The following is a 14,290-nucleotide window of genomic DNA, read 5'->3' on the forward strand; positions in this document are numbered from 1 at the left end:
CATGAGCGAAGCAAAAGAAGTAACGGATAGCTCGTTCCAAGCGGACGTGCTTGAGGCTTCAAAGCCTGTCATCGTAGATTTCTGGGCAGAATGGTGCGGACCGTGCCGAATGCTGTCCCCGATCCTCGATCAGATAGCCGCTGAACACGCCGAGAAGATCGACGTCGTGAAGGTAAATGTTGACGAGAACCCGGGGATCGCGGCCAAGTACGGCATCACGAGCATCCCTGCCGTGTATGTCTTCGACAAGGGCGACCATGTTGCCACTTCCATCGGCGCCAAGCCCAAGCAGGCCCTCGAACAGGAGTTCGCGGCCTACCTCTGATATGTAGATACGTGCTGTCATGAGGCAGATGTGAGCGGTCCACGGCTGATTGTCGTGGACCGCTCTTTTCGGTCCGACGCCGGGTGGCGGTCGTGGCTGGCGCGCCTCTTCGACGGCGCCACCGGACTGATGTGCACGGGTGGGGTACCGCTGGACGACGTGCTCGGCTGCACGGTGGCCACTGGTCCAGGAATGCCAGCCGTCGTCGGCCACTGCTGCCTGGCCATCGCCGATCAGCGGGCTTCCACCACGTTGCCAAGTCGACCGAGCACCACTGTGCAGCGGGACGTCCGTTTGTTGCATGGGCCATGAAAACAAACGGAATCCCTTTCCTTATGGCGTACATTGTGGCCTGGCCGGACAGACAACGCGTGATCTAGCCGTCCCCCTCTTTGTCCGTCATCGCCCTACGATCGGCCAATAGCAAATGAAGCTGCTTCCGATCCATTTGAGACCCGAAACTCAAAACGGTCCCGCCAGTCGCCCATCGCCCCTTCGCTACCGGGTTGACCATGTTCGCCCAACGTCGTCGCACTCCCGTGAAGCCCAGCAGCTGATTTTCACCCTTCTGAGGGGGGCGCGCAGAGCTCCCCCGCATCTATCAGTAGCAACAAGGCACTTACCGCGCACGCCCCCTCACGATCTCATGCGCGTTCCCATGCAGGTTCACCTGCGCCGCCCCCCCAGCAGGCCAATCTCAGGGGGCCTCAGTCGAGGGACGATCCACGCAGCGGCTGGTTCCTTAGCGGCGCAGTACACGTGTTTGCTCTCCGCCCGTCGGCGAGTCGACGGAATCCCACGTGTCCACCTATCAAACACCCAACGCGGCAGGAAGGGCGAAAGCCCTCCACAGCTGCGGCCAGGCGAGTCACCTTTTATCTCGCTCTCATTCGCCAAATAGCCGGCTACCGCTTGAGCCCGGGCAGTCCGAGCTAGACACGATGCAGCTGCCAGGCCAAGGCGGACGTGCCTATTCCTGCAAGCGCCGGCATTCCGTAGCAACCGTCATCCCCAGACATGCAAATGACAACTCGTGGAGACCAGCGACGATCCTACTCAAAGCATCGAACCACCGAGTCCGGGCCATCGAAGTGCTCGGTGCCATGCACCTTCTTCCCCGTGGACCAGCGCACTATTCGACGGTTCGCTCTGCATCCCGGGGCCCCATGAGATTGCCCCGTACTGAAACGATTCTCGCGATCTGGACATCCTCGGCCCTCGGTCGGCGGTTTCGGGCCTAACAGCCGTCATGAGCCTCGTTGACGGAACTGGACAACGACGCCTTAGGTCAATGTTTCACGTGGAACTGGTGCCGCGTCTGCGATCCGGTCCTGAGCGGGACATCGCTCACCCGCTGCGAATCCCTTGCTCCGACTCGTCGCGTGAAGCGAAGAATCGGACCAAATGGGGCACGATGCGCTCACCACCGACTGACGTTATGTGATTAGAGCGAGCAAGCCGCCCCGACGCCGGAACCATTGTCTGCCCCTTCGGACGCCGATCCGCTCGCATGCAGTGACTGGACGAGCCCCGACTGTATTGGACGCGCAGAGACGACACCGCCCGTTCCACGTGAAACAGTGCCGCACAACACCCGTCCTCGCCTCGAAGGGCGTTTGAACATGACGCGGATCGAAGCTTGCCTGAGAAGCTACGTAGCGCCCTGAACAACAGCACGGCGAGCACGCATAGGCTTTTCAGAGCATGGGTGGCGCCAGAGGAACAGGCACAATATGACAAGCTCCTCAATCAACAGAAGAGTCACCAAGGCGATCAGCAGGCCCGTTTCACGTGAAACCTTGCGGGACGTGGGACCTACTCTGAGGGGGGAGCGATCACTCCCATAATGCGGTTCAGGTCATCCACGCTCCCAAACTCGATACTCACTCGTCCCTTTTTCGCACCCAGCGTGATCTTGACCGTGGTCTCCAAGTGATCGGACAACGAATTGGCCAAGTAGTCCAAGCGTTCGTGGCGGGCTGCAGTCCGATTAGACTTTTCCCGTGCAGGTCGTCGAAGGCCGTCGTTCAGGGAAACGATTTCCTCCGTTGCGCGAACCGAAAGGCCTTCGTTGACGATGCGCTGAGCCAACCGCTCCATTTCGCCCGCATCAGAAAGGCCCAAGAGCGCGCGGGCGTGACCTGCTGAGAGAACTCCGGCAGCAACGCGACGCTGCACCAGCGCCGGCAGCTTCATGAGGCGGATCGTATTCGAAATCTGCGGCCGCGACCTCCCGATTCGGTCAGAAAGCTCCTCCTGCGTGCACTCAAACTCCTGCATCAGCTGTTGATAGGCAGCGGCCTCTTCCAAGGGGTTGAGTTGCGAGCGATGTAGGTTCTCGAGCAGGGCATCGCGCAGGAGATCCGTATCCGACGTTTGGCGGACTATAGCGGGAATCGTCGCCAAACCGGCCATCTGTACTGCTCGCCAACGGCGTTCGCCCATTACAAGTTCGTAGAGCTGGGCTCCTTCTTCGTCCGAGGGACGGACAACAATCGGTTGAAGCAGTCCGACTTCCTTGATGGAGTGAACGAGCTCGGCCATATCTTCCTCATCGAAGACCGTCCGAGGTTGCTTACGGTTTGGATGGATTGAGCCGACTTCGATCTCCGCAAATTCAGCACCCGGTACCCGCACCAACGTTTCACGTGGAACTGAACCCTCGCCAGACGCGACACGGCCGCCGTCGTGGTCTGCCGGTTCCTTGTGGTCGTCGGAGCGAACCGACGCGTCCAGTCCCTCGATGTTTGGGGCCTTCTCGGTTTGGTCCAGAGACTCGCCGTCCCGACGTTGCCGGACCTGTCCCAGCACGTCCGGCATGGCAGCACGACTACCACGCATCGTGCCCGATGCCCGTCCCGCCGAAGCAGGACCCTCTGACAATCCGCTTCCCTCTGCCCCTCCAGGGGAGAAGAACATATCAACAGGCCGTGGCTTCTTGTTGCCCTGGTTCCTGGTCCGCGACGTCTTCTTGCCAGCCGTGGGTTCTTGATCGCCAGACGCCGTCCGTGCCCGGCCCGTACGGTTCACCTTCAACTCTGCGGGGGGTGTTTCACGTGAAACCGCTTCCCGTGAAGGCAGGTCGGGAGAATATGTGGAATCCGCACTATTCGTGTTCGGCCCATCGTCCTTGGACTGCGCGAGTGGCTCTTCCGGCGCGGCGTCTTCCTCCGCTGCAGGAGCGCTAGAAATGAGGGCGCCCAGACCACGTCCCAAGCCACGCCGCTTCTCGACCATTCTAAGTCCTCCCAGTATCCCTCAGAGTCGCCAGGGGGCGACTTTCGCTCTCCTAAGAGTCTACTCGGTGGTCGAGTCCAAAATCTCGACTAGTTAGCCGCGGTCGGCAATTTCAGCCGCTGCTTCCAGATATGAGAGCGCCCCGGTGGAGCTGGGGTCATACGTCACTACAGTCTGCTGGTAGCTCGGAGCCTCGGAAATACGCACGCTGCGCGGGATCATCGCGCCAAGCACCTGTTTCGGAAAGTGCTCGCGGACCTCCGACGCGACCTGTGAAGCAAGATTCGTCCGTCCGTCATACATGGTCAAGAGAATGGTGGATACGACGAGATCGGAATTCAAATGCTTTTGGATGAGTTCAATGTTGCTGAGAAGCTGACTGAGGCCTTCCAAAGCGTAGTACTCACATTGGATGGGAATCAGGACCTCACGAGCTGCAACAAAGGCGTTCACGGTGAGGAGCCCCAAGCTTGGAGGGCAGTCGATAAAGACGTAGTCGATCCTCTCCAGGCCCTTCTCCTCCCGGCTCTTCGCATACTCGTCGAGCGCCCGACGTAGCCGCTGTTCCCGGGCGACGAGGGAAACCAGCTCGATCTCTGCCCCGGCCAAGTGGATGGTTGCCGGCGCGACGAGCATATTGCCAAATTCCGGGCATGGGGCGAGCACATCTGCCAGTGGTACATCGTTGATGAGAACGTCGTAGATGCTTTCGACCTCAGCATGGTGTTCAATGCCCAACGCCGTCGAGGCATTGCCCTGGGGGTCAATGTCGACGACCACAACATTCATTCCTGCCTTGGCCAGTGCGGCGGCGATGTTCACGGTCGTCGTGGTTTTCCCGACGCCGCCCTTCTGGTTGCTCACCGTCAGGAACCGCGTGTTCTCAGGCCTGGGCAGCGACTTACCACTGAGCCTTTCACGGCGCTTGTTCTCATCGGCCAGCTGGCTGGCCAATGGCGTGCTCTCGTCGATGCTGTCCATCATGTCCCGAACCCGTGCCTTCGCTTCCGACGTAAAAAACTCTTTGCTATTCCCTAGCCGGCCACGGCTATCCAAACACCACTACGGTGACGGCCCAAGAGCCAAACCTTGGTTTCACGTGAAACAACGGGGAAATGCTCCTGGTCGTACCCTTGGCAAGAAACTGGCTTTGCAAACCAAACCGGTTGCTACCGTTCTCCCCGGGCTTTCACGTCCGCCTGGCTCATTCGGTATTGCCGTGACCTCCATACAGCCTACCGTTTAGGACGGCTGGCCCACGCTGATTCGAACCACAGTAGTGGGCTCGGAGAGGACAGAGCTGCCGGCAGTGATGACTTCGGTATCGCGGGCACCGAGTTTGCGCAATACCTTCGCTGCCTTCTCAACTTCCTCTGCGGCGCTCCGCCCCTTAATAGCAAGGACCTCTCCTTCTCCATGGAGGAGAGGCATGGTCAACCGGGCAAGGTTACCCAGCGCCGAGACCGCTCTTGCCGTTACCACATCCGCGTTGAGCAGTTCGACTGCTTGCTCCGCGCGCAAACGAAGGATCGTCACGTTGGCCAGCTCGAGATCGTCCACGACCTCACTCAACCAGATGCAGCGTCTTTCCAAGGGCTCCACAAGAGTCAGTTCAAGGTCAGGCCTTGCGATGGCGAACGTCAATCCGGGTAGGCCCGCGCCGCTACCGACATCTACAACATTCGCCTCCGAGGAAATAAGCTCCGCCACCACGGCGCAGTTGAGTACGTGCCTGCTCCACAAGCGAGGTACTTCCCGGGGACCGAGGAGGCCACGTTCCATACCCGATGTCGCCAGGTGCTGCACGTAGCGTTCGGCGACCGATAAGCGGTTGCCAAAGACCTTCCGTGCCGCACGGCTCTCGTCGTCCGTCGGCTGCACTTCCTGGCTCACACTGCTCTCGATTCTCGTTGCCACCGGTAAGGGGATGCGTCTAAGCGGAGGGGCTCGAAACGACGATGTGCCGCCGGGTACCCTCGCCCTCGGACTCGCTGTGGAGTCCCAGATCCGACACCGTATCGTGGACGAGCTTCCGCTCGTAGGCGCTCATCGCGTCCAAAGACACCGGTTCGCCCGATTCGCGCACCTTCCGCGCAGCCTCTTCCGCGATGCCCTTCAGTTCACCCGCGCGGCCCTCCCTGTACCCGGAAATATCCAGGACGAGGCGCGACCGGTTTCCGGTTGCCGAAAGTACAGCCAGACGAGACAGTTCCTGGAGGGCTTCAAGCCCTTCGCCGTCCCGTCCGATGAGATCGGCGAGTGCACCTTCGGCCCCGGCCTCGTTGACGATCGAAATGTAGGTCCGACCGCTTCGGATTTCAATATCAATGTCCCCGTCGAGATCGGCAATGTCGAGCAGTTCCTCGAGATAGTCCGCGGCGATATCGCCCTCTTCTTCGACCCTGCTGGCGGCCGCGGCATGGGGGATGGAGGACTCTTGCGGATCCTCGGAGGAAACGGCAGGTGATTCTTGCATCTCAACAGGATCCGCGTCTGAGCTACTCATCGTCTACTTCCTCTTTCTGTTCTTGCGTTGCGGCTGCTCGCGCTGCCCCTTGGGCTCGATCGCCTCTGGCTCCGCCGGTTCCTCGCTCTTCTTGTGCCCCACCGGCGGAAGCCCCCGCGCCGCACGGCGCGCATTGAGCTCACGTTCGGCCTGGGAGCCCGGAGTGGGGTTGTTGCGGATGACGTAGAACTGCTGTCCCAAGGTCCACACATTGGTGGCCGTCCAGTAGATGAGAACACCGATGGGGAAGTTGATGCCGCCGATACCGAAGACCAGCGGAAGGATGTACATCATCATCTTCTGCTGTTGCATGAAGGGGCCCTCCAGGGCCTCCTTGGTCATGTTCTTCGTCATGATCTGGCGCTGAGTAATGAACTGGCTGGCGGACATGGCCACGATCATCACTATGGCGGTGATGATGACGGCAATTTTCGGCGACCCGGAGTTGATGGTGCCCAGGAACGTCTCGGAGAGCCCTGCACCAAAGATCGTCGATGCATCGAAGCTCCGCACATGCTCAACAGACAATGCCCCTACGGGATGGCCCTCGGCGCTGGCACGCGAGGCGTTGTTGAGGACACGGAACAGTGCGAAGAAGAACGGCATCTGGACCAGTATCGGAAGGCAAGAGGCCAGCGGGTTCGTCTTGTGCTTCTTGAAGAGCTCGCGCTGCTCGGCGATCATCGCCTGCTGCGAAAGCTGGTCCTTCTTGCCCTTGTACTTGGCTTGCAGCTTTCGAAGGTCTGGCTGCAAGACTTGCATGGCCCGCTGGGCCTTGATCTGCTTGACGAAGACCGGAATCAAGGCAGTACGGATGAGCAAGACCAGGAAGATGATGGACAGTGTCCACGTCCACCCTGAATCCGGGTCCATGCCGATGAAGGTGAAGACCGCGTGGAAAGCCCGCAGGATCCACGAGACGACCTGCGTGAATGGCCACAGGATTGTGTCTAGGAAGTTCATTACCGGTTATGCTCCTCGTGCCGCGCCGCGGCATCATCGTCGATGGGAATCGGCGGGTGGTTCAACACCATGATCTTGGGGGTCTTGCCTTCTGGCCAAATCCGATGCCCTTCCGGCACGTGGTCAATGCCTCCATGGCTCCAGGGATTGCACCGGGCGACCCTCCAGGCGGCCAGCGCAGTGCCCTTGAGGGCACCGTGTGCGGTGACCGCTTCCAGGGCGTAGGCCGAGCAGCTGGGGAAGTACCGGCACACGTCGCCGTACAAGGGCGAAACGATCTTCCGGTATCCAATGATCAGTCCGATCAACAGGTTCCGCGGCAGATCCAGCACGACGCGAATCGGGGATTGCTGGCGAGGTGAATCGGCGTTATCCATTCCGGTTCACCTTTCGCTTGTCGTTGGAGGGCCCTCCGGCCGCGGTCCGCGTCGCCGTTCCGAGTGCGGTTCGCGCATCGGCAGCCAACTCGGACCAGGAGGCGCGGGCCGACTGCGGCAGTGCCCGCATAACGACGTCGTATCCTGCACCGACGTCCGCCAGCGACCCGGCCGTCACGGCCCGCAGTCTCCGTTTAACGAGATTGCGGGTCACGGCGTTCCCGACGGCCTTGGAGACGATAAAGCCAAATCGTGATGGTTCGTCCAGGCCGCGGCCCGAGCGCAGGTGCGCATATAGCACGACGTTCCGGCGCCCAGAGCGGGCGCCGGAACGTACGGTGGCGGAAAATTCCGCAGCGGAACGCAGTCGATGCTCCTTCGGCAACATGCTTAGCGCCCGGCGTGGCCGGAAGTCATGTTCACGTCAGCAGCGCGCGTTCCACGGGGATGGCTCGATGCTATGCAGACAGCTCGACGCGGCCCTTGGACCGGCGTGCTGACAGGATGGCGCGACCCGCACGGGTGCGCATACGAAGACGGAAGCCGTGCTTCTTGGCACGACGGCGGTTATTCGGCTGAAAAGTCCGCTTGCTCACAGTAGTAACTCCAAGACGATCAAAGGATGCGCCTTAACCCGTTGCTACAAGGGGGAAGAACAGGCTGACGCTCGTATTTCATGCGGCACTTCGGGCATTCGGCAGGCGGAATCAGAACTAGCGATTCCCCATGGCGCGCTCCAAAGTACACACACAGGACTAAACAACGATAGGCGACGCGCGGACGCTCGGTCAAACCGGCATGGCACATAGGGCCCCACGCGACCCGCGGCCGGGATGTGTACAACTCCATGCACATTAATCCACGGCTGTGGACAACGTGCAAGGAACCGACCTTTTCCTCGTGTGCCGTGTCCCGCCCCGATCGCGCTCACCACGGGATTTCCCGGGATCTTCAGGGCAGGGCTCGTTGCCGTAGATTGGCCGCAAGTTATCCACGGACTGTGAATAACATTGTGGATGAACGCTAGAATCGATACTCGTTGGTCTTTTCCGTGCGGCACGGCCAGCGGAACCTTGTCGCCGGACGGTCGGACCTCGAAGGGGGCTTTGTCAATGAGCACAGACGAATCCAATAGCGTCGGCAGCGCATGGCGGCAGGTAGTCCGCCTCCTCGAGCAGGACGATCGCGTGACACCACGCCAGCGCGGCTTCGTGGTGCTGGCGCGGCCCCTCGGGTTGATCGGCACGACGTTGCTGCTCGCGGTTCCGAATGAACTGACCCGGGAAGTACTCCAGACGCAGCTCAAGCAGTCCCTCGACGCGTCTTTGCGCCAGGTATTCCAGGACGACATCCTGTGTGCCTTCAGTATCGATGCCGACTTGGTTCCCGATGCGGAACCCGAACCGGCGCAGCCCGAGCCGACCCCCGTCGTCAAGGAGCGGATCAGCGACAACCGACCGCAACCCTCACCTCCCTCCAACTCCCAGGAGTTCGGACGCCTCAACCCGAAATATATCTTCGATACGTTCGTCATCGGATCGTCCAACAGGTTTGCCCATGCCGCTGCAGTCGCCGTCGCGGAGGCGCCCGCAAAGGCATATAACCCGCTATTCATATACGGGGACTCAGGTCTGGGAAAAACGCATTTGCTGCACGCCATCGGCCACTACGCGCGTCACCTGTATAACGGCATCCGGGTTCGCTACGTGAACTCCGAGGAGTTCACCAACGATTTCATCAACTCCATTCGAGATGACGAAGGCGCAAGCTTCAAACAGACTTACCGCAACGTGGACATTCTCCTGATCGACGACATCCAGTTCCTGGCGAACAAGGACGCAACACAGGAAGAGTTCTTCCACACCTTCAACGCCTTGCACAACCACAACAAGCAAGTGGTCATCACTTCGGACCTTCCGCCCAAGCAGCTGGCAGGGTTCGAGGACCGCATGCGCTCACGCTTTGAATGGGGTCTGCTGACCGATATTCAGCCTCCCGAATTGGAAACACGGATCGCCATCCTGCGGAAAAAGGCCACGGCCGAAGGCCTCTCGGCCCCAGGGGATGTCATGGAATACATCGCTTCAAAGATCTCAACGAATATCCGCGAGCTCGAGGGTGCCCTGATCCGCGTCACCGCATTTGCCTCGCTGAACAACCAGTCGGTCGACCTGCCGCTGGCTGAACAGGTCCTTAAGGACCTGATCACCGACGAGGGTGCACAGGAGATCACGCCGGCGGCGATCATTGCCCAGACAGCTGACTACTTCAACCTCAGCATCGAGGAGCTCAATAGCAAGTCTCGGACCCGAACCCTCGTGACGGCCCGGCAGATCGCCATGTATCTGCTGCGGGAGCTTACGGACATGTCGCTTCCGAAGATTGGCGCCGAACTCGGCGGGCGCGATCACACCACCGTGATCCACGCCGATCGCAAAATCCGGGAGTTGATGGCGGAACGAAGGGCGATCTTCAATCAGGTGACCGAGCTCACGAACCGCATCAAGCAACAACAACGAGATGGCTGAAAACCCCGAAAACCGGGGGTTTTGCACGCTTGTGGATAAGTCTGTGGATTGTTAAGTGGACGAGTCGGCAGATCTGCGGATAACTCCGGGGGCCCTTGTGGATGCCCGTAAGGACAAGAAATCTTGTCCACTGCCAGACCCGGAAGCGACTGGCCCATGCCCACAGGTTGTAAACACCCATAAACCCCGAGAACAGATCGCCCACGCGAGTTATCCACAGTATCCACAGCAGTTATTAACACTACGAATCCCAATTTCTAGAAGAATCCAGATAACAAGTTCCCTCCCCGCATCCTTGCCCGATCGAAGTCTGAACAACGATCCTGCTCTGGTAGGCCGCGATTCCCCCCACGGGCTAAGCTTGCACCGGAAAGTTGTCACCCGAAGCTGTGAAAGGCGGATCACTACGTGAAGTTCAGTGTCGAAAGGGACGTCCTGGCGGATGCCGTGTCCTGGACCGCCCGTTCGCTATCACAGCGCCCGCCATCACCAGTCCTCTCTGGCATCCTGATCCATGCAGGGGATTCCGTTGTCTCCTTCGCGGGCTTCGATTACGAGATATCAGCGCACCTCGAAATTGCCGCGGAGGTAGGGGATCAAGGCACCGTGCTGGTCTCCGGCAAGCTCCTGGCCGAGATCTGCCGCAGCTTGCCCCAATCCGTTGTCACCATCGAAACGGACGGGACGAAGGTAACCGTTACCTGCGGAAGGAGCCGGTTCCACCTGGCCACGATGCCGGTCGCCGACTACCCGGATTTGCCGGTCCTCCCGCCGTTGGCCGGCGTTGTCGATGGCGCGGCATTCTCAGAGGCCGTGGCACAAGTCATCGTCGCTGCTTCGAAGGACGACACCCTGCCCATCCTGACCGGCGTGAAAATGGAGATCGAAGACGACCTGATCACTTTCCTTGCCACCGATCGCTATCGTCTGGCCATGCGCGAAGTGCGGTGGAAGCCGAATACCCCGGGCATCGCCACCTCTGCTCTGGTCAAGGCCAAAACACTCAACGAGGTGGCCAAGACCTTGGGTGGGGCCGGCGAGCTGCGCATCGCGCTGGGTGAGAACAGCGACCTCATCGGATTCGAGAGCGGAAGCCGACGCACCACATCGCTCCTTGTCGATGGGGACTACCCGAAAATCCGCTCGCTCTTCCCCGAGAACACCCCCATCCACGCCACCGTCCGAACGCACGAATTGGTCGAGGCGGTCCGACGCGTGGCCGTGGTCGCAGAACGCAACACCCCGGTGAGGCTCGCCTTCACCGAGTCCCAGTTGGCGCTGGATGCAGGGACCGGTGAGGATGCCCAAGCAGAAGAAGCCATTGAGGCACAGCTCGACGGGGAGGAAATCACCGTGGCTTTCAACCCGGCGTACCTGGCCGAGGGCCTGAATGCCTTTACGAGCGACTTTGTCCGCTTTTCCTTCACCACTGCCCCGAAACCGGCGATGATGACAGCACAGAAGGCCCTCGACGGCAACGACGAGGACGATTACCGCTACCTGGTGATGCCGGTACGTCTGCCGAACTGACGTACCCCCTTGGCCAGCGGACGCTACTACCGTAGGAGGAATCCATGCACATCGGATTGATCGGCCTGGGCAAGATGGGGTTCAACATGCGCGCCCGATTGCGCCAGGGCGGCATCGAAGTGACCGGGTATGACCGCAACCCGGAAGTTGCCGACGTCGCTTCGGTCGACGACCTGTTGGCCTCCCTGCCGGAACGCAAGATCATCTGGATCATGGTCCCGGCTGGTCCCGTGACAGACGCCGTGGTGTCCGAACTAGCGGGTAAGTTGCAGCGCGGTGACCTGGTCGTCGATGGAGGCAATACCCGCTTCAGCGATGACATCCGCCACGGAAACGACCTAGCCAAGTCCGGTGTCCGATTCGTGGACTGCGGTGTTTCCGGCGGCGTATGGGGCCTGGAGAATGGCTACGGGCTCATGGCAGGCGGTGCCGATTCCGATATCGAGGACCTCCTGCCTGTCTTCGACGCGCTTCGCCCCGAAGGCGAACGGTCCGAAAGCTTCGTCCACGTGGGCGACATCGGGGCGGGGCATTACGCCAAGATGGTCCACAACGGAATCGAATACGGCATCATGCAGGCCTACGCCGAAGGCTACGAGCTGCTGGCCGCCAAAGACATCATCAGGGACGTGCCCGGAACCTTCGGTGCCTGGCAGAAGGGCACCGTGATTCGCTCGTGGCTCCTGGATCTGCTCGTGAAGGCACTGCACGAAGACCCCCAGCTGAGCAAGGTCGCAGGCTATGTTGAGGACTCGGGCGAGGGCCGCTGGACCGTCGAGGAAGCTATCGCAAACGCAGTACCGGCTCCGGCCATCACCGCGTCGGTTTTTGCCCGGTTTGCCTCGCGGCAAGACGATGCGCCGGCCATGAAGATGGTGGCCGCCTTGCGGAACCAATTCGGCGGGCATGCTGTGCGTCAGCCAGGCGAGTAGCCAAAGCAAACGACAGTTGTACGTATCGCATGTATCCCTGACCAACTTCCGCTCATATCGGCAGGTGGATCTCGAGTTGGGCCCGGGAACGACCGTATTCGCGGGGCCTAATGGCGTGGGGAAGACCAATATTGCCGAGGCCTTGGGGTATCTGGCGTCGTTGTCTTCCCATCGCGTTTCGAACGATGCTCCCCTGATTCATTTCGGCGCCGACCAGGCACTCGTGCGGGCCCGGATCCATCGGGCACAGCAAGCGGTCGGCCTCGAATTGGAGATCACCGCAGGCAAGGCGAACCGGGCCCGCATCAATCGGGCCAACCCGGTGCGCGCACGCGAGATCATGGGCATCGTACGCACGGTGTTGTTCGCTCCGGAGGATCTCGCCCTGGTGAAGGGCGATCCGTCTGAACGGCGTCGATATCTCGACGACGTCCTCGTAGCACTCCAGCCCCATCAGGCGGCCACCAGATCCGATTACGACCGGGTCCTGAAACAACGCAATGCATTGCTCAAGTCAGCTCGTTCCGCCGGGAGGCTTTCCTCCTCCCATGAGGCGACGCTCTCGGTCTGGGACCAGCACCTTGCTGCGGCGGGAAGCAAGTTGCTCCGGGGCCGCCTGGATGTCCTGGATGCCCTGCAAGGTCACCTCTCTGATGCCTACGCGGGCTTGACCGACGGATCGAAGGCAGCCATCGCGACGTATACCTCGAGCATCGCAGGAGGAGCCGAGCTCGACGATGGTACAGCGCAGGGTGCGGACGCGGCCCCGACGCCCGAAGCCAGGCCGCTGTCCGGTCTGGACGAGGGGGAACTGCACGAGCTGTTCTTGGAGGCCCTGGCTGCCCAACGGGGGAGGGAACTCGACCGAGGACTGACGCTGGTCGGCCCGCATCGTGACGATCTCGTTCTGGGGCTCGGTTCGGCTCCGGCTAAGGGGTACGCCTCGCACGGGGAAACATGGTCGCTTGCCTTGTCGCTCCGGTTGGCCGTTTATCGGGCGCTCTGCCAGGACGATTCGCGGCCCGGGGCGAAGCCGATTCTGATTCTGGACGATGTCTTCGCCGAGTTGGATGTCTCCCGACGCCGCAAGTTGGCACAAGTTGTGGCCGACGCCGAACAAGTCATCGTCACCGCGGCAGTGGTCGATGACGTCCCCGAGGAGCTCCACGGAAGGATCCTCACCGTGGGACCAGGAACGGTCTCCGCGTGAATTCCGAGCCGAGAAAGCCGGCACCGCGGTCGCCGGAGTTCGATGCGGCCCGGACGATGTTGAATCGGATGCGCGAGTCGGCGGTTGCCCGAGGAGAAGTCCGGATCGATGCGGCGAAGGCGCGACGGGCCGGTGAACGTAGCGCGCAGGCACGCGAGCTCCGACGACGCGGGCCCTCAGGGGTTGCCTACGACGATGGACGCGATCCACAAGGCATTGGAACGGTGTTCGGGCGCATGGTCCGCGATCGTGGCTGGACGTCGCCAGTTGCCGTTGGATCTGTCATGTCGCGCTGGGCAGAGTTGGTGGGGCCGCAGATCAGCGCCCACTGCACGCCCGAGAGCTTCGAGGACACCACCGTGCTCGTGCGTTGTGATTCCACCGCCTGGGCTACCCAACTGCGGTTGCTCAGCCACAACCTGCTTAAGACCTTCGACGATAAACTCGGCCCCGGCGTCGTGACGGTCATCCAGGTGCTCGGCCCCTCAGCACCCAGCTGGAAGAAGGGAATGCGCAGGGTCTCCGGCCGCGGACCCCGTGACACGTACGGGTAGAACCAGGGAGCGATAACGGCGTAGCCGGGCATGCCGTGCGCAGATTGCCACGGCCGGCCCCAAAAGGCATCAAGCTGGACAGCGGGAAGTTACCACCAAGGAAGCGGCTGCAGACGCCTCGGGGCACC

At 61.0% G+C, this 14,290-nt stretch carries 14 protein-coding genes; 6 read left to right on the top strand and 8 right to left on the bottom strand.

All coding sequences use genetic code 11. The features are described from left to right. The first annotated feature begins 1 nt into the window (after nucleotide 1). On the top strand, nucleotides 2-325 hold the full coding sequence (trxA, locus tag AB8M85_RS14670) for a thioredoxin (protein ID WP_372699575.1): 324 nt from the start codon (nucleotides 2-4) through the stop codon (nucleotides 323-325). A gap of 1,815 nt (nucleotides 326-2,140) precedes the next feature. On the opposite strand, the gene AB8M85_RS14675 is transcribed toward trxA, so the two are convergent. From AB8M85_RS14675 to rpmH, 8 genes are all read right to left on the bottom strand, one after another. Beyond that, nucleotides 2,141-3,562, bottom strand: coding sequence for a ParB/RepB/Spo0J family partition protein (locus tag AB8M85_RS14675; RefSeq protein WP_372699576.1), 1,422 nt, complete (start codon nucleotides 3,560-3,562; stop codon nucleotides 2,141-2,143). A 93-nt stretch (nucleotides 3,563-3,655) separates the two neighbouring features. After that, on the bottom strand, nucleotides 3,656-4,543 hold the full coding sequence (locus AB8M85_RS14680) for a ParA family protein (protein WP_372699664.1): 888 nt from the start codon (nucleotides 4,541-4,543) through the stop codon (nucleotides 3,656-3,658). Between the two features lie 261 nt (nucleotides 4,544-4,804). After that, entirely contained in the window at nucleotides 4,805-5,455 is a 651-nt protein-coding gene (rsmG, locus tag AB8M85_RS14685) for a 16S rRNA (guanine(527)-N(7))-methyltransferase RsmG (RefSeq protein ID WP_372699577.1), read from the bottom strand. 40 nt (nucleotides 5,456-5,495) lie between these two features. Next, complete coding sequence (locus tag AB8M85_RS14690) at nucleotides 5,496-6,038, bottom strand: protein jag (RefSeq protein ID WP_372699665.1); 543 nt, start codon at nucleotides 6,036-6,038, stop codon at nucleotides 5,496-5,498. A gap of 33 nt (nucleotides 6,039-6,071) precedes the next feature. Further along, on the bottom strand, nucleotides 6,072-7,031 hold the full coding sequence (gene yidC, locus AB8M85_RS14695; RefSeq protein ID WP_372699578.1) for a membrane protein insertase YidC: 960 nt from the start codon (nucleotides 7,029-7,031) through the stop codon (nucleotides 6,072-6,074). Then, on the bottom strand, nucleotides 7,031-7,408 hold the full coding sequence (gene yidD / locus AB8M85_RS14700; RefSeq protein WP_372699579.1) for a membrane protein insertion efficiency factor YidD: 378 nt from the start codon (nucleotides 7,406-7,408) through the stop codon (nucleotides 7,031-7,033). Before yidD ends, yidC begins: the two co-directional genes overlap by 1 nt. Beyond that, nucleotides 7,401-7,796, bottom strand: a complete 396-nt coding sequence (gene rnpA / locus AB8M85_RS14705; protein WP_372699580.1) for a ribonuclease P protein component — start codon at nucleotides 7,794-7,796, stop codon at nucleotides 7,401-7,403. The genes yidD and rnpA overlap by 8 nt, the downstream gene beginning before the upstream one ends. Nucleotides 7,797-7,866: 70 nt before the next feature. Then, nucleotides 7,867-8,004 carry a 50S ribosomal protein L34 gene (rpmH, locus tag AB8M85_RS14710; RefSeq protein WP_372699581.1) on the bottom strand — a complete coding sequence of 46 codons (138 nt, stop codon included), beginning with the start codon at nucleotides 8,002-8,004 and terminating at the stop codon, nucleotides 7,867-7,869. A 516-nt stretch (nucleotides 8,005-8,520) separates the two neighbouring features. On the opposite strand from rpmH, the gene dnaA reads away from it, so the two are divergent. The 5 genes from dnaA (at nucleotide 8,521) to AB8M85_RS14735 (ending at nucleotide 14,162) form a co-directional block, all read left to right on the top strand. Next, complete coding sequence (dnaA, locus tag AB8M85_RS14715; protein ID WP_372699582.1) at nucleotides 8,521-9,936, top strand: chromosomal replication initiator protein DnaA; 1,416 nt, start codon at nucleotides 8,521-8,523, stop codon at nucleotides 9,934-9,936. A gap of 408 nt (nucleotides 9,937-10,344) precedes the next feature. Then, complete coding sequence (gene dnaN, locus AB8M85_RS14720) at nucleotides 10,345-11,466, top strand: DNA polymerase III subunit beta (RefSeq protein WP_372699583.1); 1,122 nt, start codon at nucleotides 10,345-10,347, stop codon at nucleotides 11,464-11,466. 44 nt (nucleotides 11,467-11,510) lie between these two features. Beyond that, on the top strand, nucleotides 11,511-12,398 hold the full coding sequence (gene gnd, locus AB8M85_RS14725; RefSeq protein ID WP_372699584.1) for a phosphogluconate dehydrogenase (NAD(+)-dependent, decarboxylating): 888 nt from the start codon (nucleotides 11,511-11,513) through the stop codon (nucleotides 12,396-12,398). Nucleotides 12,399-12,414: 16 nt separating this feature from the next. Then, nucleotides 12,415-13,608 carry a DNA replication/repair protein RecF gene (gene recF / locus AB8M85_RS14730; protein WP_372699666.1) on the top strand — a complete coding sequence of 398 codons (1,194 nt, stop codon included), beginning with the start codon at nucleotides 12,415-12,417 and terminating at the stop codon, nucleotides 13,606-13,608. 56 nt (nucleotides 13,609-13,664) lie between these two features. Further along, on the top strand, nucleotides 13,665-14,162 hold the full coding sequence (locus tag AB8M85_RS14735; RefSeq protein ID WP_372699667.1) for a DUF721 domain-containing protein: 498 nt from the start codon (nucleotides 13,665-13,667) through the stop codon (nucleotides 14,160-14,162). Nucleotides 14,163-14,290 lie beyond the last annotated feature (128 nt).

This window comes from Arthrobacter sp. JSM 101049, from assembly GCF_041679245.1.
Lineage (GTDB): Bacteria > Actinomycetota > Actinomycetes > Actinomycetales > Micrococcaceae > Arthrobacter_H.

Excerpts from the sequence above, each read along its gene's own strand:
- trxA (WP_372699575.1), top strand. The coding sequence starts at position 2 with ATGAGCGAAGCAAAAGAAGTAACGGATAGCTCGTTCCAAGCGGACGTG.
- AB8M85_RS14675 (WP_372699576.1), bottom strand. The coding sequence starts at position 3,562 with ATGGTCGAGAAGCGGCGTGGCTTGGGACGTGGTCTGGGCGCCCTCATT.
- AB8M85_RS14680 (WP_372699664.1), bottom strand. The coding sequence starts at position 4,543 with ATGGACAGCATCGACGAGAGCACGCCATTGGCCAGCCAGCTGGCCGAT.
- AB8M85_RS14690 (WP_372699665.1), bottom strand. The coding sequence starts at position 6,038 with ATGCAAGAATCACCTGCCGTTTCCTCCGAGGATCCGCAAGAGTCCTCC.
- yidC (WP_372699578.1), bottom strand. The coding sequence starts at position 7,031 with ATGAACTTCCTAGACACAATCCTGTGGCCATTCACGCAGGTCGTCTCG.
- yidD (WP_372699579.1), bottom strand. The coding sequence starts at position 7,408 with ATGGATAACGCCGATTCACCTCGCCAGCAATCCCCGATTCGCGTCGTG.
- rnpA (WP_372699580.1), bottom strand. The coding sequence starts at position 7,796 with ATGTTGCCGAAGGAGCATCGACTGCGTTCCGCTGCGGAATTTTCCGCC.
- dnaA (WP_372699582.1), top strand. The coding sequence starts at position 8,521 with ATGAGCACAGACGAATCCAATAGCGTCGGCAGCGCATGGCGGCAGGTA.
- gnd (WP_372699584.1), top strand. The coding sequence starts at position 11,511 with ATGCACATCGGATTGATCGGCCTGGGCAAGATGGGGTTCAACATGCGC.
- AB8M85_RS14735 (WP_372699667.1), top strand. The coding sequence starts at position 13,665 with ATGTTGAATCGGATGCGCGAGTCGGCGGTTGCCCGAGGAGAAGTCCGG.